This window comes from Gimesia chilikensis (assembly GCF_007744075.1).
Classification (GTDB): domain Bacteria; phylum Planctomycetota; class Planctomycetia; order Planctomycetales; family Planctomycetaceae; genus Gimesia; species Gimesia chilikensis_A.
Genome location: NZ_CP036266.1, coordinates 42,854 through 68,452, shown reverse-complemented (window position 1 = coordinate 68,452; position 25,599 = coordinate 42,854). Strand labels below are relative to the sequence as shown.

The 25,599-nt window shown below is 53.2% G+C and carries 24 protein-coding genes; 18 read left to right on the top strand and 6 right to left on the bottom strand.

All coding sequences use genetic code 11. The features are described 5' to 3' along the window. The first annotated feature begins 153 nt into the window (after positions 1-153). The 4 genes from HG66A1_RS00310 to HG66A1_RS00295 all read left to right on the top strand — a co-directional run bounded on the left by HG66A1_RS00310 (position 154) and on the right by HG66A1_RS00295 (position 2,943). Positions 154-639 carry a DUF4177 domain-containing protein gene (locus tag HG66A1_RS00310; RefSeq protein WP_145179712.1) on the top strand — a complete coding sequence of 162 codons (486 nt, stop codon included), beginning with the start codon at positions 154-156 and terminating at the stop codon, positions 637-639. 50 nt (positions 640-689) lie between these two features. Further along, on the top strand, positions 690-1,829 hold the full coding sequence (locus tag HG66A1_RS00305; RefSeq protein WP_145179710.1) for an FAD-dependent oxidoreductase: 1,140 nt from the start codon (positions 690-692) through the stop codon (positions 1,827-1,829). Positions 1,830-1,862: 33 nt separating this feature from the next. Next, positions 1,863-2,348, top strand: a complete 486-nt coding sequence (locus tag HG66A1_RS00300; RefSeq protein WP_145179708.1) for a DinB family protein — start codon at positions 1,863-1,865, stop codon at positions 2,346-2,348. A gap of 79 nt (positions 2,349-2,427) precedes the next feature. Then, a complete protein-coding gene (locus HG66A1_RS00295) occupies positions 2,428-2,943 on the top strand; it encodes a hypothetical protein (RefSeq protein WP_145035403.1) in 516 nt (171 codons plus the stop codon). Between the two features lie 87 nt (positions 2,944-3,030). Here the strand turns inward: HG66A1_RS00295 and HG66A1_RS00290 are convergent, their stop codons facing one another. Together HG66A1_RS00290 and HG66A1_RS00285 are read right to left on the bottom strand one after the other, a co-directional pair. After that, a complete protein-coding gene (locus HG66A1_RS00290) occupies positions 3,031-4,554 on the bottom strand; it encodes a neutral/alkaline non-lysosomal ceramidase N-terminal domain-containing protein (RefSeq protein ID WP_145179706.1) in 1,524 nt (507 codons plus the stop codon). Between the two features lie 27 nt (positions 4,555-4,581). After that, a complete protein-coding gene (locus HG66A1_RS00285; protein ID WP_145179704.1) occupies positions 4,582-5,424 on the bottom strand; it encodes an SGNH/GDSL hydrolase family protein in 843 nt (280 codons plus the stop codon). Between the two features lie 393 nt (positions 5,425-5,817). On the opposite strand from HG66A1_RS00285, the gene HG66A1_RS00280 reads away from it, so the two are divergent. From HG66A1_RS00280 to HG66A1_RS00260, 5 genes are all read left to right on the top strand, one after another. Further along, positions 5,818-7,344 carry a BON domain-containing protein gene (locus HG66A1_RS00280; protein WP_145179702.1) on the top strand — a complete coding sequence of 509 codons (1,527 nt, stop codon included), beginning with the start codon at positions 5,818-5,820 and terminating at the stop codon, positions 7,342-7,344. Positions 7,345-7,440: 96 nt separating this feature from the next. After that, positions 7,441-7,782 carry a cupin domain-containing protein gene (locus tag HG66A1_RS00275; protein ID WP_145179700.1) on the top strand — a complete coding sequence of 114 codons (342 nt, stop codon included), beginning with the start codon at positions 7,441-7,443 and terminating at the stop codon, positions 7,780-7,782. Positions 7,783-7,911: 129 nt separating this feature from the next. Then, positions 7,912-8,058: a DUF2256 domain-containing protein gene (locus HG66A1_RS00270; protein WP_145179698.1), complete on the top strand. Its 147-nt coding sequence runs from the start codon at positions 7,912-7,914 to the stop codon at positions 8,056-8,058. Then, positions 8,055-8,543 (top strand): metallophosphoesterase family protein, encoded by a 489-nt coding sequence (locus HG66A1_RS00265; RefSeq protein WP_145179697.1) that lies wholly within the window; start codon positions 8,055-8,057, stop codon positions 8,541-8,543. Before HG66A1_RS00270 ends, HG66A1_RS00265 begins: the two co-directional genes overlap by 4 nt. Further along, the gene (locus HG66A1_RS00260; protein ID WP_145179694.1) at positions 8,540-9,169 is read left to right on the top strand and encodes a HEAT repeat domain-containing protein; all 630 of its coding nucleotides are present in this window, start codon (positions 8,540-8,542) and stop codon (positions 9,167-9,169) included. Before HG66A1_RS00265 ends, HG66A1_RS00260 begins: the two co-directional genes overlap by 4 nt. Positions 9,170-9,198: 29 nt before the next feature. On the opposite strand, the gene HG66A1_RS00255 is transcribed toward HG66A1_RS00260, so the two are convergent. Together HG66A1_RS00255 and HG66A1_RS00250 are read right to left on the bottom strand one after the other, a co-directional pair. After that, entirely contained in the window at positions 9,199-9,528 is a 330-nt protein-coding gene (locus tag HG66A1_RS00255; RefSeq protein ID WP_145179692.1) for a ribonuclease toxin immunity protein CdiI, read from the bottom strand. A 36-nt stretch (positions 9,529-9,564) separates the two neighbouring features. After that, complete coding sequence (locus HG66A1_RS00250) at positions 9,565-10,644, bottom strand: formylglycine-generating enzyme family protein (RefSeq protein WP_145179690.1); 1,080 nt, start codon at positions 10,642-10,644, stop codon at positions 9,565-9,567. Positions 10,645-10,777: 133 nt separating this feature from the next. Between HG66A1_RS00250 and HG66A1_RS00245 the strand changes: the two genes are divergently transcribed. The 7 genes from HG66A1_RS00245 (at position 10,778) to HG66A1_RS00215 (ending at position 20,712) form a co-directional block, all read left to right on the top strand. After that, entirely contained in the window at positions 10,778-11,236 is a 459-nt protein-coding gene (locus HG66A1_RS00245) for a hypothetical protein (RefSeq protein WP_145179687.1), read from the top strand. A gap of 180 nt (positions 11,237-11,416) precedes the next feature. Continuing rightward, positions 11,417-11,818 (top strand): BlaI/MecI/CopY family transcriptional regulator, encoded by a 402-nt coding sequence (locus HG66A1_RS00240; protein ID WP_145179685.1) that lies wholly within the window; start codon positions 11,417-11,419, stop codon positions 11,816-11,818. A gap of 14 nt (positions 11,819-11,832) precedes the next feature. Continuing rightward, the gene (locus HG66A1_RS00235; RefSeq protein WP_145179682.1) at positions 11,833-15,066 is read left to right on the top strand and encodes a M56 family metallopeptidase; all 3,234 of its coding nucleotides are present in this window, start codon (positions 11,833-11,835) and stop codon (positions 15,064-15,066) included. 212 nt (positions 15,067-15,278) lie between these two features. Next, positions 15,279-16,748: a hypothetical protein gene (locus HG66A1_RS00230; protein WP_197996915.1), complete on the top strand. Its 1,470-nt coding sequence runs from the start codon at positions 15,279-15,281 to the stop codon at positions 16,746-16,748. Then, positions 16,738-17,928: an ARPP-2 domain-containing protein gene (locus tag HG66A1_RS00225; protein ID WP_145179678.1), complete on the top strand. Its 1,191-nt coding sequence runs from the start codon at positions 16,738-16,740 to the stop codon at positions 17,926-17,928. Before HG66A1_RS00230 ends, HG66A1_RS00225 begins: the two co-directional genes overlap by 11 nt. Positions 17,929-18,038: 110 nt before the next feature. Further along, a complete protein-coding gene (locus HG66A1_RS00220; protein ID WP_145179676.1) occupies positions 18,039-18,368 on the top strand; it encodes a hypothetical protein in 330 nt (109 codons plus the stop codon). Positions 18,369-18,504: 136 nt separating this feature from the next. After that, positions 18,505-20,712, top strand: a complete 2,208-nt coding sequence (locus HG66A1_RS00215) for a right-handed parallel beta-helix repeat-containing protein (RefSeq protein ID WP_145179674.1) — start codon at positions 18,505-18,507, stop codon at positions 20,710-20,712. A 23-nt stretch (positions 20,713-20,735) separates the two neighbouring features. Here the strand turns inward: HG66A1_RS00215 and HG66A1_RS00210 are convergent, their stop codons facing one another. Beyond that, positions 20,736-22,052, bottom strand: coding sequence for a glycosyltransferase family 87 protein (locus tag HG66A1_RS00210; protein WP_197996914.1), 1,317 nt, complete (start codon positions 22,050-22,052; stop codon positions 20,736-20,738). 543 nt (positions 22,053-22,595) lie between these two features. Here HG66A1_RS00210 and HG66A1_RS00205 point away from each other — a divergent pair. Next, a complete protein-coding gene (locus HG66A1_RS00205) occupies positions 22,596-22,931 on the top strand; it encodes a hypothetical protein (protein ID WP_145179670.1) in 336 nt (111 codons plus the stop codon). A 145-nt stretch (positions 22,932-23,076) separates the two neighbouring features. Here the strand turns inward: HG66A1_RS00205 and HG66A1_RS00200 are convergent, their stop codons facing one another. Next, the gene (locus HG66A1_RS00200; RefSeq protein ID WP_145179668.1) at positions 23,077-23,361 is read right to left on the bottom strand and encodes an antibiotic biosynthesis monooxygenase family protein; all 285 of its coding nucleotides are present in this window, start codon (positions 23,359-23,361) and stop codon (positions 23,077-23,079) included. A 324-nt stretch (positions 23,362-23,685) separates the two neighbouring features. On the opposite strand from HG66A1_RS00200, the gene HG66A1_RS00195 reads away from it, so the two are divergent. Then, a complete protein-coding gene (locus tag HG66A1_RS00195) occupies positions 23,686-25,596 on the top strand; it encodes a PAS domain-containing sensor histidine kinase (protein ID WP_145179666.1) in 1,911 nt (636 codons plus the stop codon). Positions 25,597-25,599: the final 3 nt, after the last annotated feature.

Genomic DNA, 25,599 nt, shown 5'->3' with positions numbered 1-25,599 from the left:
CCCTTAATTCGTGGAGAAAAGAGGCAGGAGGGAAATGAATGTCATTGGAATGGATATCCACATCAGCAGACCAAAGTGCTTGATCACTTGTGCACATATAACTAAACTGAAACTCATAACCACATAAGAGTTTTAGATCAAAGAGGAATCCTGATGGCTATTTTTATCTGTTCCGAATGCGGACATACCGAAGAAACACCCGAAGAATATATTGGTAAAAAAGCTCGCTGCCTTAGCTGTCAGACGATGGGAACGGTCCAGGCCAAACCACCTGCCCCTCCTCGGCAGTCTCCCCAACCCGTGGTGAAGGAGTCGAGTGCCGCTCCGCCTCCTCAGGATTTTGTGAAAGAGGAGACGCCTGTCCCCCAGGCACCAGCGTCTGCCTCCAGGTCAAATTCACTTACATTCGTGCTGATTGGACTGGTGGCTGCTATACTTGTCATTCAATTGCTGAGTATCCGGCTCAACATGCCTGCATCAGTCCAGTGGGAATATAAGATTGTTTCCCCTAAAGACTCCGTCATCATTGAGGAACTCGATGACCTGGGTGAACAAGGCTGGGAAGTTGTGACAGCCAGACGCGCTTCAGGCTACAATGACTCGTACTCATATGAAATGATTTTGAAGCGGGCTAAATAGGTCGGTTTCAATCACCGGCCGATTCCTCTCTCATTCGGAGCAGTTAATCCATGCGAATACTTATCGTCGGAGCCGGTATCGGAGGGATGACGCTGGCGGCGCTGCTCAAACAGCGTGGATATCATCCCACACTCATCGAACGTGCCCCTGATTTTGAACACGCCGGCTACATGCTGGGACTCTGGCCCCTCGGTTATCGGGTGCTGCATGGCCTGGGTCTCTATGAACAGTTCGCCGCCGAGACTCTCGAATGCAGACATTACGAAGTCCGCGATAATCATGGCGAACTCGTCAAGCACTGGTCGATGGCACCGATCTCGGATCGCTTCGGTCCCAACCTGAGTTGCACGCGTCCCCAGTTGATCAAGCTCCTGCATTCGGCTATCGACGATCTCGATCTCCGTTTCAATACCACTCTGGATACGCTTTACGACGACGGCGAGACGGCAACCGTTGCATTCAGCGATGGCCGAACCGAAACATTCGATCTCGTCGTCGGAGCCGACGGCATTCATTCGAAGGTGCGACAGATGATCTTCGGCGATCAACCTTATTACCACACTAACTGGGGTGGCTGGGTCTGGTGGGTCGGCCTGGATCAAGTGCCGCAGGAAACCTTCATCGAACACTGGGGCGCGGGCCGCTTCTTCGGGATCTACCCCACAACTCAAGGCGCGGGCATTTATGCCGGCGCGCCGGTGACCGACGACTTCAGTCAGCCGGGGCCGGGTCGCAATCAGAGAATTCGAGACCGGTTCGCCGGGATGGGAGAACTGGTCGAGACCTGCCTGGAGTCGCTTCCCGATGACAATTCAGATCTCTTCTTCTGGAAACTCTCCGACGTGCGAGCCAAAGAGTGGACCCGCGGCCGCGTGGTGCTGCTGGGTGATGCGGCAGCTGGCTTCCTCCCCACCGCCGGTATTGGAGCTTCAATGGCAATGGAGTCTGCAGCAGTTCTGGCCGATGAACTCTCCCGCACCAATACGCAGTTCCTGGAACATGCCCTCGCGCTGTATGTCAAACGCCGCCAGCATCGCGTGGAGAGCACCCAGAACGACTCGCGCCACCTGGCAAAGATGATGTTCATCAAATCCGCCACCGTCTCGCACATCCGCGACGTCGCCACGAAATTCTATTCCCTCGAACAACTGGCCGGTTCGATCGCGAAAGCGTTTGACGAACCGATCTGAAAATGATATTCCTTTCACCGGATACGCCACAACATGGACCTGCTCGATCGCTTACTGGGACACGATTCCTGGACCACTCGTCAGTTACTGGAAATATGCGCAACGCTTTCGGACGAACAGCTCGATCAGGAATTTGACATTGGGCATCGCTCTTTGAGAGCCACCTTGCACCATATCATCAGCAATATGGAAATCTGGTCGTTACTGATGGCAGGAGAACCCATCGAACGGCAAACAACTCAATCGGTTTCAGGCATGCTGCGTCGCCTCATCGTTGCTGAAGCCAGGCTCCAGAAAATCGCCAGTAAAGTCAAAGCAGAAAACGGCTGGGATGAGGTCTGGATCGACATCCTGAATGACCCACCCAAGGAAAAACCGTTCGGCACCGCCCTGGCTCACATCATCACCCACAGCATGCATCACCGCGCCCAGGTACTTTATATGCTTCGGCTTTCGGGCGTACAACCTCTGCCGGAAGGGGATGTATTCAGTTGGGAAACACAAACGAAAGTCCATTAAAAACAGGCATTAATTCTTGCAGGCGAGTATCATGGCCAACATTCATTCTTTGCTTAATCATTTCCTTCTGTGAGGTTTCATGACATTATCAGGACCATGGTGCCCAGGCTGGCAGGACCGGTTTCGAAATATCATTCAACAGATGGGATACGATCATGCCTTTGACTATGTGATTTCTCATCAGGAAATGTCTTTCGGGAAAATGTATGGTATGATTCATAAAGCGGCAGGAGAAGAGGGTGCGAATTCGATTTGTCTGCGACATTTCATCGAAGTTTATTACCTTGATGCTGAACGAGAAGGAAAGCTGCGCGAAGCATTCATGGAAGCACTCGTGCGGAGTTTTTGTCAGTTCATGAGATCCGGCTGGAGTATGGGCAAAAAAGTGCGCGAGAGGCGGATTGATGTCTTTTCCCGCTGGGAATCTCCCAGTTATATCTCAAGTTTAGACTGGAGTTATGAGGAGTGGGAACGCTGTAAAGAGGGAGTCTGGGCCGAGATTGAACAGCTCAATCCTCCCCCTGAATGGTGCCCCCTGTGCTGTCAGGACACTGTTCTACAACAGGCATTCGAAAATCACTGGCCTCAAACCTGAACTCTCAATGAGGTACACTTACATTTGAGTGATTGACAAATCTGACATCATTTCCATTTGATTCCAAAAACTGCCGTAGCAAATAAGTCACTCCCCACGATTCACCCGGTTATTATCTTCCGCGCGGGCCTTCTTGATCGCTGTTCGTTGCTGGTCGTTGTAGAAATCGGTTGTTAACGGCTTACGTTTTTCACCCGACAGGGTTTCCATCAACTGCAGCAGTTTGTCGACAATCTGCGGCTCCGCCTGAACTTCCAGGCCGGCGGTGCGGGCGGGCCAGGTGGTGTAGCCTCCCAGGTAATGCTGTTCGGGAGGCGGAATGTAACCTGCGGCTCCGTTGGCCAGCCCCATGTTGAAGGTCTGCTTGAACGGACTCTGGGCTTTGAGCTTGAGCCCGGTAATCCCGTAGACTTCGTTCGGTATCGCCGTGATCCCCAGGTCGCCGATCCGAATCACCTGCAGCACGATCTGCTCCTGTGGATGCTCGTGAATCCACTGTGCCTGTTCCGCATAAACTTCTTCTTTCGATTTCGGACGACGTTCGCCCCGTGCCTGGTTGTACTTGTCTGCCCAGGCCAGCCGCTCCTTGTTCGGCAGCCGGCGCTTGATGAGCAGCGACGATTCCGCCATCTTCAGCTGCGACTCGGAACTGTCGTACTCGATCTGTTGAAACGCCTTCCAGGCAATGTCGGACAGTTCGCGGGCATACTGGTCGATCGAGTAATCGGTGCGGCGGGGCGCTCCATAATTCATCCACTGCAGATCACCGGAGGTTCCCTGAGACATGGCGGCCACGAACGGCTTCTCTCCTTTTGTACCGACTTTCTGTTCCAGCTCGTTACAGAACCGGCCGTAGTAATCGGACGAAAATCCGCCCCGCGCGCCGAAATAGTGCATCGAGTAATTGGCCAGCAGACCAATGGGTCGTTTGCCATCCGCAGACTGAATGCTGAGTAGAGACAGTCCCGGATCAACAGGGCCGGCGGGGCCGATGAAGGCGGGATTCTGATAGCCCGGGTGCATGATTGCCCGGACCGTTTTATCGCCGAAGGGATCGACGCCGTACTGCTCGGGGTCATGTAACCAGCGCCGGCAGTGCGTATGTTCGGGTGCATCAATGCTGGTATAGCCGACGCGTGCCGGCTCCAGGTTGGCGTATGCCTGTGCAATCCCTTCTGCCAGTTTCGGAGGCAGGAAACGCTCGTAACTGGGATCACTGCGGGTGCCCAGGCAAAAGTTCATCACACTGGGAGCAGAGTGCGTATGCGTGGAGGCGATCAACATCCGATGAATGGGAATGCCGGTCTGTTTACTGGCCAGCACTTTGGCCCGCTCGCAGACATCGCGGGGAATCATACAGGAATCGACGACGACGATGGCAATCGCCGCCCGGTCATTCTGCAGGACAAAACAGCGGGCTTTGAGTCGATCCAGGACTTTGTCCTGATTCTGTTCCAGAAACAACCCGTTCTGAATCGCCGGCAACGTAGGCGGCGTCACATCGACCGTGGCTGCTCCCGCGGAGAGCCCGCATTCGCCGGGTGTCGCCATGAAAAACAGAGTCGCAAGCAAAATCAGGCTGGCTGTAACACGTGGCATCGAATTTCGCATCGTCGGTTTCCTCTGATCCTCGGTGAATTACTGTTTTGATTCCTGCGCTGGTTTGCGGGCCCGCAGTTTGGGTGCGAGATATTTCGCGGTCTCGTCAGCGATGACATTATAACCTGCCAGGTTCGGGTGCCGGTCCGAATACCAGCCGGGCAGATGTCCCAGGATCGGATCGAGCTCATTAGCCATCACGACCACCCGGCCTCCCGAGATAAAGGGTTTGATCAGAGCCTGATATTTTTCGGGAACTTTCTCCACGGGATACCGGCGGTAATTGAGCATGTTAAAGCCTTGTTTGAGCTCAGCAGCATACCGTGGAAAAATATCGAACACTTCCAGCCCTTCTGTTTTCGCGACGCCGAATATCAGATCGTTGATCTCTTTGCTCACCTCTTCATTGGCAAACGGAATCACCGTCATGGGAATCAGCACCGCCTGAGGATGGTCTTTGCGCAGACGGTCCAGCAGGGCATGGAAATCTTTGGGGAAGTTCTCCGTGAAGTTTTCCCGCTTCGCCCGGTCATTCAGCCCATAGCGGATGAAGATATAATCCACGCCCGGCAACTTGCCCGCATCTCGATCGTAGCGGCCCGAATCAAACAGCCGCTTGATGTATTCGCCGCTCAAGCTGGAATTGATTACATGACAGGCCGGCAGATCACCTTCCGCGGCCAGCAGCTGTTCGATGACCGATTCCAGATGCGGTCCTTCCGGTTTCAACCGCCGGGGAATGCTGCCTTCGGTTGTGCTGTCGCCCAGCAGCAGGATTTGAATCTTGCCCTCATGCTCAGCCCGGGCAGAGGTCACAAGCAGCAAGAGCAGGCAGCACAACGGCAATAGAATTTTCAGGGAACGTAAACGGGGTGAGTTCATCAGCGGAGTCCTGTACGGTGGGTCATTCTGAGCGGGAAGGTAAAAAACGTTTGTCTGGTTGATTCATTATGCTCTACGGGGACGGGAAGATCAATTTACTGATCGGTGGCTCTCCGCGCAAACCGGGGGCTGAGCATTCAGATGCAACGGTATCTCACAGAAAACGCACATTTTTCTACCTGCCTGACTACCAACACTTTGACGCAAACGCTGCCGTGATCAGTACATCACTGGCATAGGTTTTGCGGCATTTGATACACAACAACGCGTGCATTCTCACCGAATCCCACTCAGGCAGATTCTCTTGCCTCAGATTTCACCACTGAATACGCCTGAGACGATCAGCACTAGAAGCAGTCTGTATCATAAACTCGCATGTAGAAGGAGGCAGCAATGGCTTTACTCAACCCTCGACAGCGAAGAACCTGGCTCTGTGCTCTGGCGACACTGACTTTCCTCGTGGGATGCGTTCCACGCCGTGAGGTCAGAGCGGAACCCGAAATGACCAACCAGACCATCAGTGACAAGATCAGTGATGAGATGCTGCTCGACCCGGGTGTGGTCTCGACCAGGCTCGACATCCAGACCGAAGATGGCATCGTCACGCTCTCCGGTCAGGTCAATAACATCCTGGCCAAGGAGCGGGCAGTGCGGATTGCTGAAACCGTCAAAGGGGTTCGGGCCGTGGTCAATCGGATTGAAGTCAAACCCTCGCCGCTCAGAACAGATGCCGCTATCAAGAAGGATATCAAGACGGCACTGCGTACCGATCCAGCAACGGAAGCCCGGGAGATTGATGTCCGCGTGAATGAAGGCGCTGTCAAGCTGACGGGAAAGGTGGAATCGTATCAGGAACTGGATCTGGTTAAGAAGGTGGCCCAGGGAGTACGCGGTGTTGTTGATCTGCAGGAAGAGATTCACGTCTTTTACAAGGATGAACGTCCGGACCAGGAAATAGAGGAAGAAGTCCAGCAAACCCTCCGCTGGGATTCACAGATTAACGACCACATGATTACCGTCACCGTCGATCAGGGTCAGGTGAAGCTCGCAGGGGTTGTCGGTAGCGCTGCCGAAGTACGGATGGCGAAAGCCGATGCCTGGGTCGCAGGCGTGGACGATGTGGACACAGAACATCTGGAAGTCGATCCCTGGATACATGAAGAAAAACTGCGCGGCAATAAATTCGTGAGCAAATCAGAAGCAGAAATCAGCAGCGCCGTGCAGGATGCTTTAATGAGGGATCCACGTGTGAAATCCTTCAACGTCGATGCCGAAGTATCAGGCCGTACCGTGACCCTGCGGGGAACGGTCGACAACCTCAAAGCCCGTCGTGCAGCCGCCCGGGATGCGAAAAATACGGTGGGCGTCAGCTACGTGGAAAACCGGCTGAAAACGAGGTTCAATCAGAACCGTGAAGATTCAGCCATCGCCGCGGATGTCCGCGACACCTTCTATCGCGATCCTTATATCGAACGGTTCGACATTAATGTCACCGTCCTGAACGACACCGCGTATCTGTATGGGAAGGTCGACTCGCAGTATGAAAAGAACCGCGCCGATGATCTGGCGTCACGGGTTCCCGGCATCGTCGATGTCAGAAACTTCCTGAGTGTCGCGGAACAGCGGCCCTACGTTTCCGATCCCTACATTGATGATCTCTTCATCGATCAGGATGCCCTGGTGCGCTATGACCGCAGGTCACCTTACCAGTCGGATAAGGAAATTAAAAATGACATTCAGGATGAGCTCTGGTGGAGTCCGTTTGTCAGTTCCGAGAAGATCAAGGTCTCCGTGGATGACGGTATCGCGACCCTCAAAGGGCAGGTCAGTTCCTGGAGCGAAAGAAGGGCTTCCACCGAAAACGCTTACGAAGGGGGCGCCCTGCTCGTTGATAACGAACTGGTGGTGAAAAGCGACTGATTTCATCCAACCGCTTTACAACACCGTTTCACTTTCAGTGAGCCGCGTCAGCAACTGGCGTGGCTCACGCCCATTTCAGCAGAAAGGAATTCAGAAATGAATGATACCACTGTCAAAAAAGTAGACTCAGCCCATTCCCCCGAAGGAACGATGGGACAAAAATACCTGGCATCCGGAGTTTCGGTTTCGATGCGACTCTGGGAAGAATCACCTGGATCGGTCGACCCGCAACCGATGAGCCGGGATTATGAAGTCGTCGGATTCGTCATCAAAGGGACGGCTGAACTGGAACTGGAAGACCAGAAGCTGCTGCTCAACCCGGGCGAAAGCTGGCTGGTGCCGAAACATGCGGTTCACCGCTATCGGATCCTGGAACCGTTCGTCGCAGTCGAGGCCACGGCTCCGCCGGCTCATGTGCATGATCGTGACAGTAAATAGCTCCTGTAGGATAGCAGTCTGAATTCGGTTGCGTTGATGGCCCCGTCTGATATTTTCGACTGGTCTGAACATGGGGTGCCCCCTAGAATCCAGTAAGATCATCAATTCTGGAAACGGGGGCCTTTACCCATGACGCACCGCAAGTCAGAGCTGCCACAAAAGCGCTGCGCCGCCTGCGGGCGGCCTTTTACCTGGCGTAAAAAGTGGGCCCGCGTCTGGGAGGAAGTCAAGTACTGCAGCACACGCTGTCGACGTAACCGAGGACAGACAGAGTGAAAATCGGCATCCTCTCAGACTCACACAATCACCTGGAGCGGACCGAACGCGCCGTCGCGCTGCTGCAGGAAGCGGGTGCCGAGGCGCTGTTTCATTGTGGTGACCTGGCAACACCTGAGATCGTCTCTGCCTGCGCAGTACTCCCGTTCTATTTTACTTTTGGCAATCACGACGCCGACTCTGTCCCTCAACTCGAAAAGGCGGCACGGGAACAGAACGTTCATTGTCTGCGCTGGGGCGGCGAAGTCAAACTGGCCGAAAGACGCATTGCCCTGGTTCACGGTCATATCAGCCGCGATCTCAAACCCCTGCTGGCCGCTGAACCCGATTACCTGCTCACCGGCCATTCCCACCAGCCCCACGACTTCCATGAAGGCACCACTCGCCGCATCAACCCGGGCGCTCTGTTCCGGGCGAAAGTCTTCACCGTCGCCACACTCGATCTGGCAACCGACGATCTGCAGTGGATCGAGGTGCCCCGATGAAACCATCAAAATTCTACCTCAAATACAATCGCAGCGGACTGGGTTGCCTGCTGTTGATCATCGGAGCCCCTGTGGCGTTGTTTCTGTTCTGGCATCTGGCACCCTCCAGTTGGATTCTGCGAATTGAACTACAGAATCAATTGGGAAGAATGGCCTATGATACGAGTTGCTCAGCAGGCCCAGAGGCGATTCCGGTACTTCAGGAATACCTGGCTCACCAAAATACCAACACCCGATTTATCACCATCAGCGCAACCGGTGCCTATGTTGGCTCTCACCAGGAAAGCAGTCAGCCACTGATTACCGCACTTTGTAACCTGGCGCTCCATGACAAAAGCCTCAAGGTACGACTACACGCAATCAGCACGCTCCGGAACGTCTTTCATCCTTCGGCTGAGGTCGATCTCACTGCACTGGAACTGATGAACCACCAGAGCGAAGCCATCCGCTTTGAAGCCAGGGAGTTGCTGCTGATTCGCATTGGCCGCGGAATTGAGGTCTCACCAGAGCTTTGCACGATCCGTGAGCAGTTGAAGCCTGCACTCGAAACTGCAGACCCTGATAATTGCGCTGTAAAAAATCTCAAAACGTTTCTGGAGAAGTGCGACGCGACTCAGGAGCAGTAAGGGCAGCGTGGTTTCTATGACCTCATTCGTCAGGTCTTTTCAGGAACAAAATACGCTTGATACAAATCAACCTGATCGGGAAACCGACAGACCTGAATGGTGGCTAACTTCTGAAGCAGCTTTTCGAATTCTGCTTCTGTGATAATGACCTCATCCTCATAGATCCGGAAACGCACACCTTCAAAGGGCTCTTCATCAAAATCCAGAGACTCAGGAAATTCACAGAAACAAACATCCAAACCATAGCTGACCCGGTTTTTGAGACCATGAATTATGTCCCAGAATTCATGGTCACCGATCGCATTAAAAAATGTCTGGACAGGAAACAGCTGATCCTGTAACTGAATTCTTATAGGCATCCTCTGCTCCTATCCAGCAAATGGCAGGTAGATAACTTACCCCCGGGGTACGCCCAGGCAGATGCGAAAGCCGTCGCGGGAATCGGAATAATAATCACTCTTGAGTCCCAGGCGGACGGCGCAGCGGGCATTGCCGGGTACGTCGTAGTAGTTCCCACCCCGGCAGACCGGGCGGCGATTCTGGTCTACCAGATAGACTTCTTCATGGCCTCCCGTGGGATCGAAATGATCGAGGACGATTTCCCAGACGCCGCCACACATGTCGGCCAGTCCGAAACCGTTACGTCCCATCTCGCCATAATGGTCGACGGGAGAGACAAACGCGAAGCCATCACTCCAAGGGGCATTCGCCAGCGGCCAGATTTTGTTGCGGCCGGGTAGAAAGTCGACTGCGGAAATATTCAGACGCCCTTCGCCATCCCGCAGATCATCGCCCCACCAGAAATAGTGGCTCTCGGTACTTCCCCCCCGACAGGCATATGCCCACTCGGCTTCGGTAGGCAGTCGGTACTCCAGACCTTCCGGCAGGCGTCCCGCTTTACGCTCGCGCTCAGTCAGCCACTTGCAGAACGCGCGGCCGTCATTCCAGCTCACACAGACCACCGGATAGCAGTCGCGGAGCGGAAAACCAAAACCCGGGTCACGCCAGCTTTTGCCTTTTACCGAAATCCAGGGGTGCGGCGGGGCTTTGGCCGTGATCTTCCAGTTGGGATCAAAGACCTGCGTTTCTCCATCCGGCTTCTCGGCATCGGTCACGTAGCCACTCTCTTCGACAAAGCGTTTGAACTGGCCGACGCTGACCTCGGTGCGTCCCATCCAGAAACCGTCTTTGACCTGCATCGGACGTGGCTTTTCTCCTTCGTAGGACTCGCGCACGGTGCCCGGTGTCGCGCCCCCTTCAATTCCGGTCGCCCAGGCTTTTTCCTCCGGGGTGCTGCCCATCATGAATTTGCCCGGTGGTATATACAGGACCTCCAGTGAAACGTCTGCTCCCAGATCGATTTGTTTTGAAGTACCCTGGGCGGGTGGATCAGCGGCGGATGATTTCGCGGGCAGAACGACATTGAAAATGACTCCAGACAAAAACAGCAGACGCAGCACATTTGTGATTCTCATCAGGTGGGTCCCTTGTTAAGGTAGGCTATGCGAGCAGGCAGGATTTCTCCGATTATTAACCATAAGGAATCGCAACCGGCGGATCAACAATATTTTTTTGTCTGGTCTCCCGATTCGATGAAAGTGATGGCCAATGAGTCTTCAGAAAAAACAGGATGGCTACTGGTACGGCGACGATCATGCAGACCTGCGTCAGGAAATGCAGCGGTACAGCGAACTGAATGGTTTCCCGGTTGATCATTTTGCAGATGTCCGCTGTACCTGCGGGAACGATTCGTTCTACTTCGGTACCGATGAAGACGAAGGGGTGGCACTGCGGATCTGCGGCAGATGTGAAGACGAACATCTGATGGGTGACAGTGAAGAGTACGCTGAGGAAGCGGACATCGAGAAACATGGCTGCGTCTGCGGCGCGGAAGTCTTTCAGATCACGGCCGGCATATATCGCTACCGCAATGAGGATGATTCGCTGTCCCCGGATGTGAAATGGCTTTACCTCGGCTGCCGCTGCGTGGCCTGTGGACTCGTCGGCTGTTATGCCGACTGGAAAAACGAATTTAATGGATATGAAACACTGCTCGCGAAGATGTGAGCTCAGCTTAAACTCTCACAACAGTTTACCCACAGCTTGATTTCCTCTCTTGCTCTATCCCGCCATGACGGCGGTGCAACTTCCTGGTGCTGACGGAAATCTCCGAACACCTCTTGACTCGCCTACAGTGTGTAGGTACAGTTCACCTACACACTGTAGGCGTACCATCAGGAGAATGAGATGGCTAACACAGATTCTGCGCCGCTCACAGAGGCGCAGCGGGAGATTATGGAAATCGTCTGGCTACAGGGGGAAGTCACCGTGTCAGAAGTGCGTGACGCCCTGGCGGAACGACGCGAACTGGCCCGCAATACGGTACAGACCATGATTGTACGGCTGGAAGAAAAAGGCTGGCTGAAGCATCGCAGCGCAGGACGCACCTTTATCTATTCCGCAAATAGGCCCAGGGCAAACGTACTCGGTGCCAAGGTCGCGCAGATGGTCGACCGCCTCTTTGCCGGCTCTGCAGAAGAACTGGTGACCGCTCTGCTGGAGTACCGGGGCCTGTCTTCAGAAGAAGCGGAACGAATTCGAATCATGATCGAAGAAGCAGAAACGAACCAGGAACGTCATTCCAGATAAGGGAAGGTATCGTTATGGCTGCATGGGCTTTGTGGAATCCGGGAGATCAGCTCCTGACAGGCGGTACGAGTGTCTTGCTGCAGATTACGCTCGTAACCGGTGTGACGTTACTGCTGACCAGTTTCGTCCGCCGCATTCCGACAATCCGTTACGGGCTGCTTTGTGCAGGACTGTTTCTGATTCTGCTCTCCCCCGTGGTGACGTTGGTCATGCAGTTCACTGGAAAAAGTATGCTTAAAATTTCTCTGCAGAATGAGAGTACACTTCTGGATCACAAATCCGTTTCGACAGGGTCTTTCGATCAAACAGGTGAGGCAGAACCGCTTGAGCGACAGATCATTGCCGATCCACAGACGTTCTCCCCCCCTCCAGACATTGCTGATCAGAGACCAAAAGAACCGAAGGCTGCGAATTCTGAGGCCGCTCTCCGCTCACCGGTCGCACCACCGACTGCGCAAAACACATTGACTGCGGTGCCCGCTGATCAGCCCGCCTGGAGTACCTGGATGGATAACTTGATGCACACTGTGATGCCAGGCCTGTTTTTCATCTGGCTGTCAGGTTCCATCCTGCTGCTCTTACGACTGATCAGGGGCTGGTCTCGACTGGCTGCCATTTTACGAACGGCGCAACCGAATACCGATCCTCAACTCGCGGCAGCCTTCGCCCGGGCAGCAGAGGAATTTCCTCACAGTCGCCTGCCGACACTGCTCGTGTCTGAACGGCTGACCGGTCCCGTTTCCACGGGTCTGTTGCGATCCTGGGTTGTCTTCCCGGAACAGGCTGTGAGACAGCTCTCAGCCGAACAGCTGCGTGAAATATTGATTCATGAAATGGCACATTGTGTGCGGCGAGATCAATTCATTCTGCTGATCCAGAACCTGGCCGCCGTGTTTTTCTGGTTGCATCCCTTTGTGAGAATTCTCAACCGGCAGTTGGCTCAGGCCCGCGAAGAGATCTGTGACAACTATGTGCTGACCACGACGGATGCGACCTCTTACAGTCGAACACTGCTTTCGCTTGCCCGTACGATCCAGTCGGGGCCCTTGCTCCCTGGGGCCATCGGGCTGTTCACCGCACAATGGAAACTCGAACATCGCGTTGCCGGACTGCTCGATCCGAATCGTAATCGACAGCTTCAGCTGTCAGCGAAGAGTCGTCTGTTCCTGGCAGTGCTGGCTCTGTTGCTGACCTTTGTCATCGCAGGGGGAACTGTGGCTGTAGCACAACACAAGCCCGATTCCTCAGATACAGATAAGGAGACCAGTCCGCGGGCTGAAACCCAGAGCCAGACCTTCACGATTCACGGCACTATCACAGACCACGATGGAAAACCGGCCGCTGGTGCCCGGGTGGAGGTCTTTAGGACCAAAGCCGAAAACAAGGCACAAAGCGAGCGAGTCCTGTTAAAAGAATGCAAGACAGACAGTGCAGGCCATTACGATGTCACACTCCCGGAAGATAAAGTGAAAGGTGATTCTCTCATTTACGTGATCGCACGAAATGAAAGATCCGGAATGATGTCTAATAAAATCAAGCTGCGCGATGCCCGGATCACTTTAGACCTCCAGATTCCAGTGCCCTTTAACAACCTGATTCACTTTGTGGACCCCACGGGACAGCCGATCCCGAATTTACCCGTTCAGGAAATGAATTATACGATCCTTTCCTTCAGCGGCCCTCCCGGGCCGGTTCCCCTTAATCAGCGAGTGAAAGGTCCGCAGAATGCTCCGGCACCGACCAGTGATAAAATAATCTCCGTTCGCACTTACAAGACTGACGATCAGGGCGTGATGAGACTATCCTTCTTTGATCTGAGACATGGTGTCACTTTAAAAATTCCCGGTACCGATCAATATGCGCCCCAGTGGATCAGACTCAATTCCGGACTTCCCGAGGAACGCAGTGAGAATGACGGCACATATCGGGATACCATTAAAAATCTCAAGCAGGGAGAAGATGCAACAATCGTTGTCGCACCAGCCAAGATTTTTTCAGGAAGAGTACTGCTTGGTGACTCTGGTAAACCGTCAGCAAACACGCGGATCAAAATCTGGTCCAGCCAACAGGAACAACTCGGCTCGCTGGTCTACATTGAAGGCAAAACAGACGCCGCCGGTCGATTTCGCTTGAACCCCTACCCCGGTGTCAGATTTGGAATAATCGCTTATCCACCACCGGGAACTCCGTATCTGACGCGAGAGGTCAAAGACCTGCGCTGGAACGCGGAAACACCTGAGAAACCCCTGGAGGTCAGACTCGACAAAGTCGTACTGGCAGAAGGCACCGTGGTCGATGCACAAACAGGACAGCCGCTCAAGGGAGCTTCGGTTCAATATGAACCGGAAGGTGCCAATAACAAACGCAATACAGACGAAATCATCACGGGCTGGCAGGGGATCCAGAAAACAGATGCCACAGGAAAATTCTCGATCCCCGTACTGCCTGGACCAGGGACACTACTCGTTCATGCGACAAGTCCGAAATACATTCTGCAGGAAACGGATTCATCAACACTCTATCGAAGTAAACCGGGCGGGATGCGAATCTATGCTCACGCCTTTCAGAAGATTGATCCTGTCACCGATCAACGGCTGGAGCCGATGAAAATTGAACTGCACCCGGGAGAGACCGTCACTGGAACGCTGGTTGACGAACAGGGCAAACCAATCAAAGAAGCGCTGATGATTTCCCGTCTAAAGATTCTGCCGACTTCACCCAGTTGGCGCGGCTGGCCCGATGAAGTCCATGACGGAATATTCAAACTTCAGGGATTACGCACGGACGTCGAATATCCGGTTTACTTTCTTGATCCTCAGCGAAAACTGGGAGTCGCCGCGACAATCAGCACTCGCAACAAAGCCCCCCGGATCGTCCTCAAACCCTGTGGCTCTGCAAGTGTAAGGTACCTGGATCCCGAGGGACATCCTATTGTCGGGAAGAGTCTGGGCAGCCTGTATCTGATCGCCACTCCGGGAACTCCCCGATACGATTTTCAGGCAGCCAGCCGCGGGGAACAATGGGCCGATGAAACGCTTGTGTCCAACCTGGACCGGGTCAACTATCAATTGATGGACTCCTTAATCACCAACGCAGAGGGCAAAATCGATTTCCCGGCACTGATCCCCGGTGCCACCTATCGTTTCCGAAAAATTGTCGACGGTCACCCCATCGTCGTCGATCGATTTATGGTCCAGCCGGGAGAAGCGCACGACATCGGTGCCGTCAAAATCAAGCTTGATGAATAAACGTGAAACGGACATTCTTAATCGGGCAGGCGAACTTCCATGCAACTTGCCCTGTCATAAAATCTGAGCTTGCGATGCCCGCCGTGGCGCGGGATACTCGAACTTCCGTTCGTGGGACTTGAGAGTGACTTCCGCGTGAGCTTCTGCAGCTTTTCAGCCCGTCGCTGTCTGCATTCCCCGAACGGATTTTTTTGACTCAGGGAATGACTCTGGTGACCGACGGAACCTATTCAACATCGTCTCCCGAACGAACTCGCCTGCGCGAACAGTGCGAACGGGAAGACCTCGTGATGTTTATCAACTCCTGTTTCGCCGCCACCCGGCAGAACGAGTATTATACCGATCGGTATCTCGCCACCGTTTCGATTGAATTCCTGCATCAGTACACGCTGATTAACTATCGCCTGCTTTACGCACGAACGCTGGCAGCCGGCATCAATCATTTTAATCAGTTGCAGATTCTCTTTAATCTACTCCAGTCCGGCGCGCCGGCTGATCTCACGCAGCGGTCTGAAGAAGGAGCACTGATCGCTGCTGCGCTGCGCGGACTGCCTCCCAACCGGGTGTATGGGCTATTTACACGAATGCAGCAGGCCCGCATCAATAATCGTCGCACGCGAGCCGTGATTAAGACATACCTTAACTGGCGACGAGAACCGGATTTTGATGCCATCAAATATCGCAACAAGTTTCGTTCTGCAGCAGCACACATCCATTTTCAACTCGATGCTGAACTGGGACGGTTTCTCTTTGATCCTTCCAGCCAGAAGAATTACACGCGGCCCCTGCTCAATCAGTATCGACAGGCGCAGTACAGTGCCGCTGCCATCTACGAACTGCCCTTCACTGTCGCGGAATCACTGGCACAGAAGCATCAGATTCCTCGCGAGGTCTTCCTGCAGAAGATTCAACCGAAGATGACCGCAGCGGAAAAGATGCGCTATCAGTCTACTGCTGCACGGACGAAAGGGGTTAAAATTGAATTTGACCTGAGTCGCGCGGGACTGACGAAACTGTCACTCTATATACTCTCGCTGAAGCAAAGCGAGCGACGGGACCGCGCTGTAGAACTGCAGGCTGCCCTGAATTCCGCTGCAACAAAAGCACTCCGTCGCGCTCCCCTCGCGCTGGGACGTGTCGCTGCTGTCCTTGATCGCAGCCGGTCTTCCCTGGGAAGTCGTGAGCGGCGAAACCGTCCGCTGGGAGTGGCCCTGGCAGCCAGTTGTCTGCTCAGAAATGCAGCGCGGGAATACCGGTCTTTCTGGACACCGGAAAACGAAGAAACGGAATATGAATTTCTGACGCGACCTGCGGGACAGACGGCTCTGGCCGAACCATTGCTTGCCGCGCTGGAATGGCGGCCAGACCTGATCGTAATTGTTTCGGATGGCTACGAAAACGATCCTCCCCAGCTGGTCGATCAGGTGGCCCGCGTGTACCGGGAAACGATTGGAAAAGAGAATACTCCGGAGATTGTGCATATGAACCCGGTCTTTGATGCCGATCATTATTCACCGCGTCGACTTGGCCCCACGATCCCCACCGTCGGACTGCGGGATGCAGAAGACATTCCCACCATGCTGGGCTTTGCCCGGTTCACTGCCGGAACGACGAAACTGGAGGATCTGGAAGCTTATCTCTCACACGGTGTCAACAGGATGCTGAACTCCGATGAAACCTGAAGATCTGCAGCAGACGATTTCGCTGAAAGGACTGACTCTCGCTCCGTCACAAGTTCTGGGAGGAGTCCGTCTGGCGCCCGTGATACGTAAACAGGTTCGTGAAGATCTCCGTTTGACGCGACGTCCTTACCACGAGGATGTTGCCGCTGTTCAACTTGATCAGAAAACGGCATATTACTCCTACATTCCACATGCATTTATCGCGGACTGGTCGAACGATGGATCACCGGCTGTCGCCTACGGTACACAGCTACGCCGTCTGCAGAAAAGGCAGAAAAACAGCGATGGCCGGGTTCATGACCTGGGCTTCATGACGGCAAGGGTCATGAAAAAAATGCGAAAGCGGGAAGACCGCAAGCGATTGCGGTTTCTTCCGATGGATCTTTCACTCGAAGGATTTCTTTCGCTCCATTTTGGTGGACCGGATGTGATCTGGGAAGAATACTCGCGCGCAGCAATCCGCGATGGTTTGAGCCCGCGTTGTGAGATGTCGGTTCCCGGCCGCTGGATTAAAGGGCTGGAAGATGCCCTCCGTGTCTTCGAAATTCATGAGAATCAGGTTGGTTCACTGGTCTTTGTGGGAGATGCCCTGGCGTCTGCCTTTATCGTACCTCATCCGGATGATTATCGTGATCTGCATGAAACACTGTTGACTGATGATTACGGTGAGCTGCTCTATTTCTACGGACTTTACGCACAGGAAAACCGGTTACATCCAGCGGACATCAATGCCAAGCGGGTGGCGTCACTGGAAGACCTGCGTCGAGAAGTCAAGCGTGTGCGTGGCGACTGGTCAACGCTGCACACACTGATGTCTGATAATCTGCTGGATTGTCCGGTCCACAATGAAATGGTTTACAAGATGGGCCCCTTCCAGTTGCAGCGGTTCATGACGGAATTGAATCCGAAGGCGGAAAACCACATCGGGGAAGCCATCGTCCGCAAGAATGGAACGTTGGAATATTTGAAATCGTATCGACTCTCTGCCGCCCAGTGCCGACGTGCTTATCTGCTGATGCAGCTCGCTGACAGCAACTGGTCTGTCGAGGCCTGTGCTGAAAAACTGAGTTGCACAACTCACGAATTGATTTACCGTCTGGAAAAAGCGGGCTTCGGCCACCTGTTCCATCAGCATGTGCATGACAAAGTTCAGAGCATGCTGCGAAATGACCCCTGGTAAATCATTTATTAAACCCCGGTTTGACAGATCCTCTCTGTGTAGTACCATGAGTGGCTGTCTCATCCTGCCAGGATGATTGGTCTGTTGATTAGATCGCGACCGGAGGATTTATGGGGTATCGAGCTTTCTATTGCTGTTATAAAACCGATGAAACACTCAGCGCGGAAGAAGCCTGTGAGATGGATCTGTCTGTCGCCGCCGATCGGATTCTGGAACTCCTGCAGGGCGACGAGGATTTCTTCGGGCTGATCGACGATCACAACAACACGCTGCAATTCCTCCGCAACGGCGAGACGATCTGGATGGAAATTCCGATTCCGGACAAGCAGGGAAGTTACGGAAAGTACATCCCGCTCAATGAAGTGAGTTCGCTGGTTGCTGCCTTACCCGCCCAGATCGATCTGAATGATTTCTCAGAAATGCAGTTTCAACCCTGGTGATCCGACAGGTTATCTGCAGCAGTTCCACAGTTAATTGACGCTGGTCAGGCTGCTTCCTATATTCGAGGCAGGTAATGCTGTGCTAACGCAGTCATGCAAACAACCCTCCCACTTGTTAACAACCTCAGGTTCCTCAATGAACGTGTTTCGATTCTTTCTCACCAGTCTGATGGTCTGTTGTCTGACTTGCCGGACACAGGCAGATCTCAATTTGTATGTTAAAGCCGATGCTGCTCCCGGGGGCGATGGCAGTCAAGCGAAGCCGTTTCGTCAGATCGAGCAGGCACGCGATGCGATCCGCCGGTCTCGTCAGAATGGTCAGCTGAAAGTGGGTGCCGGGGCAACGGTCCACATCCAGCCCGGTGTGTATCAAATCACTAAATCGTTGGAATTCAATAAGACAGACAGCGGCACCGCCGAGGCGCCGATTGTCTATCGTGCGACTCAACAGGGCCAGACACTGATTCAGGGGGGCATCGGTCTCGATCCTGCATCATTTCAGCCGGTCACCGATGCTGCCATTCTCAAGCGCCTGCCTGCTTCCGCTCGCGATAAAGTCCGGGTCTGTGGTTTATCGTTAATCGCTGCCGGCTCTTTCGCGGAACTCAAACGTTCCTACCGGGGTGTCCCCGTCGGTCCCTGGCTGTATGTGAATGGCGCACCGATGACGCTCGCCCGCTGGCCGAATGCCGCTGCGGACCATGGTGGCTGGGCTTCCTTTTCCAAAGTCGTTGATAAAGGGCTGCCCGACCCCAAGGCCGAAGATCCGGAACAACGCAAACTGCACCCCGGTGCGTTCATCTTTGATGATCCCCGACCCGCCCGCTGGAACCTGGAAGATGGCGTCTGGCTGCTCGGTTACTGGACTCATGACTGGAGCGACGAAGTCATCCGGATCGCCGACTATGATGCAAAGCAGAAAACGATCCGGCTGGCAGCCCCTCATAACTATGGCATCATGGGTGGCACGTGGGGATCCAAATCACGTCGCTTCTTCGCGCTCAACGTTCTGGAGGAACTGGACGCACCCGGCGAATGGTATCTCGATCGTAAACAGAAGCAGCTTTATTTCTATCCTGAGCAAAATCAGCAAGCAAGTTCTATTGTCCTCGCGACGTTGACGCAGCCCCTGCTCAAACTGCAGGACGCACAGTATGTCCGCTTTGAGAACCTGAACCTGGAATACGGTCACTCGGAAGGGGTCTCGCTGAAGAACACCACCGGCATTGAACTCGCCGGGTGCGTGGTCGCGAACCTGGCCAGTGGCGGTATCTCCGTGAATGGTAAGCAGAACACGATCCGCAGCTGCGATCTGTACCACCTCGGAACACGCGGCATCGCCTTGTATGGAGGCGACCGTAAACAGCTCACACGCGCTGATAACCGTGCGATCAATAACCACATTCACCATTACGGTCTCTTTCAGCGGACCTATGCCCCGGGCATCTATGCGAATGACTGCGGACAGATCGTTCAGAACAACTGCATTCACGATGCCCCTCATAACGCGGTCCTGTATGGCGGCAATGAGAACCTGTTCGAACGGAATGAAATCTATCGCGTCGTCATGGAGACGGGTGACTCGGGCGCATTTTATACCGGTCGCGACTGGACCAGCCAGGGAAACATCCTGCGACACAACTTCATCCACCACCTCGGAGGCGGCGATGCAGAGCATGTCAACACAATGGGCGTCTACCTGGATGACTGCGACAGCGGCGACACGGTGGAAGGCAACGTGTTCTACCAGACCGGCCGAGCCATCATGATTGGCGGCGGTCGCGACAATCCCATTCTGAATAACCTGGTCCTCGACTGTCCGATCGGCCTGCACGTCGATTCCCGGGGCATGACCTGGAAACAGTGGAACAACCCTAATGAACCAAGCTGGCAGCTCGAAAAGAAAGCGGAAGCGATGAACTACCAGAGCCCGCCCTGGAGCGAACGCTATCCTCACCTCGCTAAAATCATGCAGGACTCGCCTCGTGAACCACTCTATAATCCGATCCTTCGGAACGTATTCGTGAACTGCTCAAAGGAAGTCGCACATCTGGACGGCAACGTAAAGAAGCTACTCGACAAGTTCGAAATGCAAAACAATCTGGCCGTGAATACGCGTGGCACATCACCGGGTATCGCCATGACCAACGATCTCAAAGGCTTCACCAACCTGAGCGGGACCCCTGACAAACCCATTCCACTGGGCCTGACAGAAAATTCACAAGGTAAATGGGAACTGCACCAGGACCCCTCCCTGCTGACGAAAGAGATCGGCTTTGAGCCGATTCCTTTTGACAAAATCGGGCTTTATCTGGATGACTTTCGTCGGAAACTGCCAGAGTAAGACCTCTCCCAATACAAAAATGTTCAAGCGGTAACCGGTGCATGCTCTTGCGCCGGTTGCAGCGAGGCTTCTGCTGTTTTCTCCCGGGTCACACGGAAATGGCGACTAAGCAGAAAACCGATGATGCCGAGAAACAGAAACGTGGAGGTATGGTAAGTTCCCAGCAGCTCACTATAGAACTTGCCGATAAACGCGCGGTTCAAAATCAGCACCAGGAACACAAACAGACCGATGCCGACCTTGAGCGGCTTCGTAAAATGCTTCTGACTCATGGAAGAGCGGAGCAGCAGATAGACACCCGGAAAAATGCCCACGCAATGCTGTCCCCAGGTGACCGGCGAATATAACAGGATCAGGATCGACAACACCGCACATTCCCAGAGAATGCGTTCATCCGAACGGTCGTCGTAATGCCTGCGGAACAGCCACGCAATAAAAATCAGAAACACCAGCATACTCAGCGAGATGATCCGTCCTGCCGTCACCGGAGACAGATTCAGAAAGTCCACATACAACGGCGTTTTCATCCGCCCTTCATGCTCTCTAGGGAAATGCATCAGGTAACGGGCAAGTGTGATTCGCAAAGACATATTCGCGATTGGAACCGGACCGGCAATTCCTTTGGAAGGATCTTTTTCCTTAAAACCGTGCATCACGTTAAATACCCAGTGCCGTACCGTGCGATCGTATTCGGCATACCCCAGTTTGAGCATGGGAGATAATGTAAAGCAGGCCGCTGCCAGGAAGGTCAACCCGGCCATTTTCCATTCCCGCTTGAGAATGAACCAGACCCAGAATAAGGAAGGCGTACATTTCAACGCCATCGCGAATCCCAGAATCAAGCTCCCCTGCAGCTCCTTCTTTTCACGCCAGAGATAAACGGACAGCCAGGCAGCAGCCACCAGCCCCAGATTCACACCGCATTCCAGCATGTCTCGAATCAGGTACCGGCTCGAGAGCAGAATCGCAATCGTCACCATCCAGAACAGTTCGTTTTTCCCCAACGGAAAATGCACTTCGCTCAAGCGGTTCAATATCCGGACGAGTACATACAGCGCCACAAAGAACAGGGGGTAGACCAGCAGGTACGCGATCTCCATCGGAATCCACGCCAGCGTGGAATGCACGAAACCCCAGAACGGGGGATACGGGTAATTGATGTTGCGGGTATAGAGGAACTCACCAGTGGCGATGAAATGTCCCGAAGTCCAATGCAAGGGAAAGTCACCTGGAGGGCGACGGGCAATTCGCAGGAACTGAATGACGGAGACAATCACACCCACTACGATAAACGCAGCACGCCAGATTTTGTTATATCTGTCAAACAGATCTCTGATCAAATTCACCTCCTTGCTGAAGAATCGTCTTGCCCTGATCGAGTGATTTATATACTAATGCCCTTCCTCCCAGATAGAGGAGAAAATCGAATCTGCACAATGAGCAGTCAGCCTCGTCGCTGCGATAAAAATCAGCTGACGGGTGTTCCCTATCAGGTGCAGAAATGAGCGACACTGAATATTTCCGATATTTTTAGCGCAATCAAATAAAAAGTTTGCATTAAAAATCACAGATTATAAACTGAGTGGAACATAACACCCTTCATTTATATTTCGAGTCAACATTTCTAAGAGGCAGATCATTTCAGTACATCTTTGATTCACTCATCTCTCTGATGAGGGCATCAGTACGTCGTTCTGTCCTCGAACCTTTTCGATTCAGTGTGTACCGCTTCAAAATCACCCTCTTTTGTAGCGCATGCGCATGCAGTTTTGGAGATTCAATTCCTAGCTGAGGCACGATTTAGCAGCTAAAAACGACAAACAATCCGACGACATTTCATACAGATATTCATACTTTATTCGGTTTTTTATGGAGAAATCGTCATGAAGAAGCTGGTGTCGATGTTTCATTCGTTGCTGATCGGTCCTGTTACCTTTTGTGTCGGAATGCTGGTCATTCTGTTCGCTTCTCTGATCGGAATTAACCGTCTGGTGGAGGTAGATGCCTCAGGCAGACCACTGGTCAAGAGAAAGTGCGTGGCAGATCGGCATCCCATCACAACGGAAATGATCGAGCTCACTAAGGACCTGGGTTGGGATGAAAATCCCGCTAACCTTTCCAAGCTCGATCAACTGACCGATTTTCATAGGAGAATAGCTACCGAAACCGTCACCGAGACGGATTCGCTGTCACTCATCAAAAAAGTCGATTTCGATTAGTTTGACAGTTCTACGAACACATCATTTCATTTGCATCTCTCAGATGTACTAAATCAAATTACAGGCACTCTCTGCAGTTGAGTCATCTCAACCTGCGGGCCCGGTCCAGCTCAATCTCTCACACGTCATTCAGTGGGACCGGGGCTCAGTGTTTGTAGATTTTATGACGCGGACGATCTGACAGAATCTCTTCCTTACCCCAGTTGGTAACCGCACGAAAAGCATCGCTGTGGATAAAATCCTGGAATGCCTGTTCGTCGGACCATTCACTGGTAATCATGTAGGAAGCGTTGTCGCTCACATCCTGCCACAAGTGCGATGAGGTATGTCCCTCAGCCTGTTGCAGCGCCTGCTGAACACCGGCAAACTTCGCTTCGAACTCAGCCTGCTTACCATCAATCACCTGGTAGTTCATTCCCACTGTAATCATCGTTTCCTCCTGGTTTTGAATTGCGATTTTCTTTACATCGTATGGCAAGGGTCGTGGTACTACAACTGCGATTCAGCTGTTCCCAGAGACATCCGCACACAGCCATTTTGTGCTCTGATCAAGTTATCAGACTTCGTCTTATAAACAGATCTTTTCTTTGCAGAGACCTGAAATATAGATTCCTTTTAAAACAACTCTGACTAGAATAGCTCGTTGGAATTAATTGACAAACCCACCTGGCATCCAAAGAAGAGTTTCACTTCTGACTTCTGTCATTTCTCATTTCCTGAACTGCATCATTGCAGTCGAAGAAGGATCCGCTGAATGAGTCGCTTGAACTGGCATCAGGCCGTCTTGCAGAACATGATTGATGCCGTGATCGCCGTTGACCGTGATCAGCGAATCATGTTGCTCAACCCCGCTGCGGAACGACTGCTCGGACATGCGCTCCAGCAGATTCTGGGACAGAATTTCTTCGAAACATTTACGTTCGCAACCGCAGAATCCCGAGCTGAAATCCAGAACTCTCTCGAAATGGTCCTGGTAACAGGCGAGCACGCCGTAATTGCCAGCCAGGCTCCTCTCACCACAAAAGCAGGTTCCCCTCTGCAAATCAGTGGCAACATCAGTCCCATCTATGAGCATCCCGGCAGGATCATGGGAGCACTGCTGGTCCTGTACGATCCCGCCGCCGAAATGGAGCAGAACCTTTGTTCCGAAGATCTGCTCGGTTTTATCGAGCATGCACCGATCGCTGTTGCTCTGTTCGATAACAGCATGCGCTATCTGGCAGCCAGTCGCCGCTGGATCGACGATTACAAACTCGATTGTGAAAGTCTCCTGGGCCGTTCGCATTACAAAGTCTTTCCCGAGACTCCTAATCATTGGAGAATTGCCCATCAGCAGGGACTCTCCGGAGCAACCCTGCGCGACGAAGAACTCTTCCTGCGGCATGATGGATCCGTCAAATGGGATCGCTGGATTCTGATGCCCTGGTATGAGTCGCAAAATACCATTGGCGGAATTATTGTCCTGACGGAAGACATTACCGACCGCAAACACCTGGAGCAGGAAAACCAGGATCTGCTCGAACAGCTGGTGGCAGCGCAGAAGATCGAATCCCTCGGCAGGCTCGCCGGAGGCATCGCCCACGACTTCAATAACATGCTGAACGTAATCCAGGGCCATGTCGGACTGGCGTTGCTCGACATCGATGCGGATCACCCCATCCATCAACACCTGACAGAAATTCGCGACGCAGCCGAGCGTTCCACCGAACTGACTCAGCAACTTTTGAGCTTCAGCAGTCGCGAGGAAGCCGAACCGAGGTTTATTGAACTCAATCAGTCGATTGAGGGTATGTTGCGCATTTTGAAACGCCTGATAGCTGAGGAAATCGACTTTGTCTGGGAGCCGGAAACAGCAGGCTGTATCGTCAAAATGGATTCCTCCCAGATCGATCAGATCCTGGCGAACCTCTGCGTGAATGCCAGTGACGCCATTTCCGGAATTGGCACCATTACCCTGAAAACAGAGAACAGGAAATTCGACCACGAATTCTGTAAAGCACATCCGGAGTACCTTCCCGGTCATTTTGTGATGCTTTCCGTTTCCGATACCGGACCCGGCATAGACCCGGCCACACAGGCTCGCATTTTTGAACCCTTCTTCACCACAAAGCCACAGGGAAAAGGAACCGGGCTCGGCCTGTCTACCGTCGCAGGAATTGTCAAACAGAACCAGGGATTCGTCCGCGTGGAAAATCAGCCCGGCAGTGGCTCGACGTTTCAAATCTTTCTCCCCTGTCGTCGCGACGGAAAACCGATCCCTCACCTCGAACACGCTACACGTGCTCCCGTCGGTACGAATGAAATGATCCTGCTGATCGACGACGAACCGATGCTCGCCAAAATCAGCCGGGAAATTCTGCTCTCGCTCGGCTATCGCGTGATCATCGCCACCAGTCCCCGGGACGCCATTCAGATGATGCTTGATTTTAAGGGAACGGTGGACTTGTTGATCACCGATGTGGTCATGCCCGAAATGAACGGCCAGGAACTTTATCACGCATTACAGAAACTCCAGCCAAATCTCAACGTCCTGTATATGTCCGGCTACACCTTGCACATCATGGCCGAACAAGGCATTACCAGCGAAGAGAACTCCTTCCTCAAAAAACCTTTCTCGCGCAACGAACTGGCCGTCAAAGTCAGACAGGTACTGCAACAGAACTGAGCG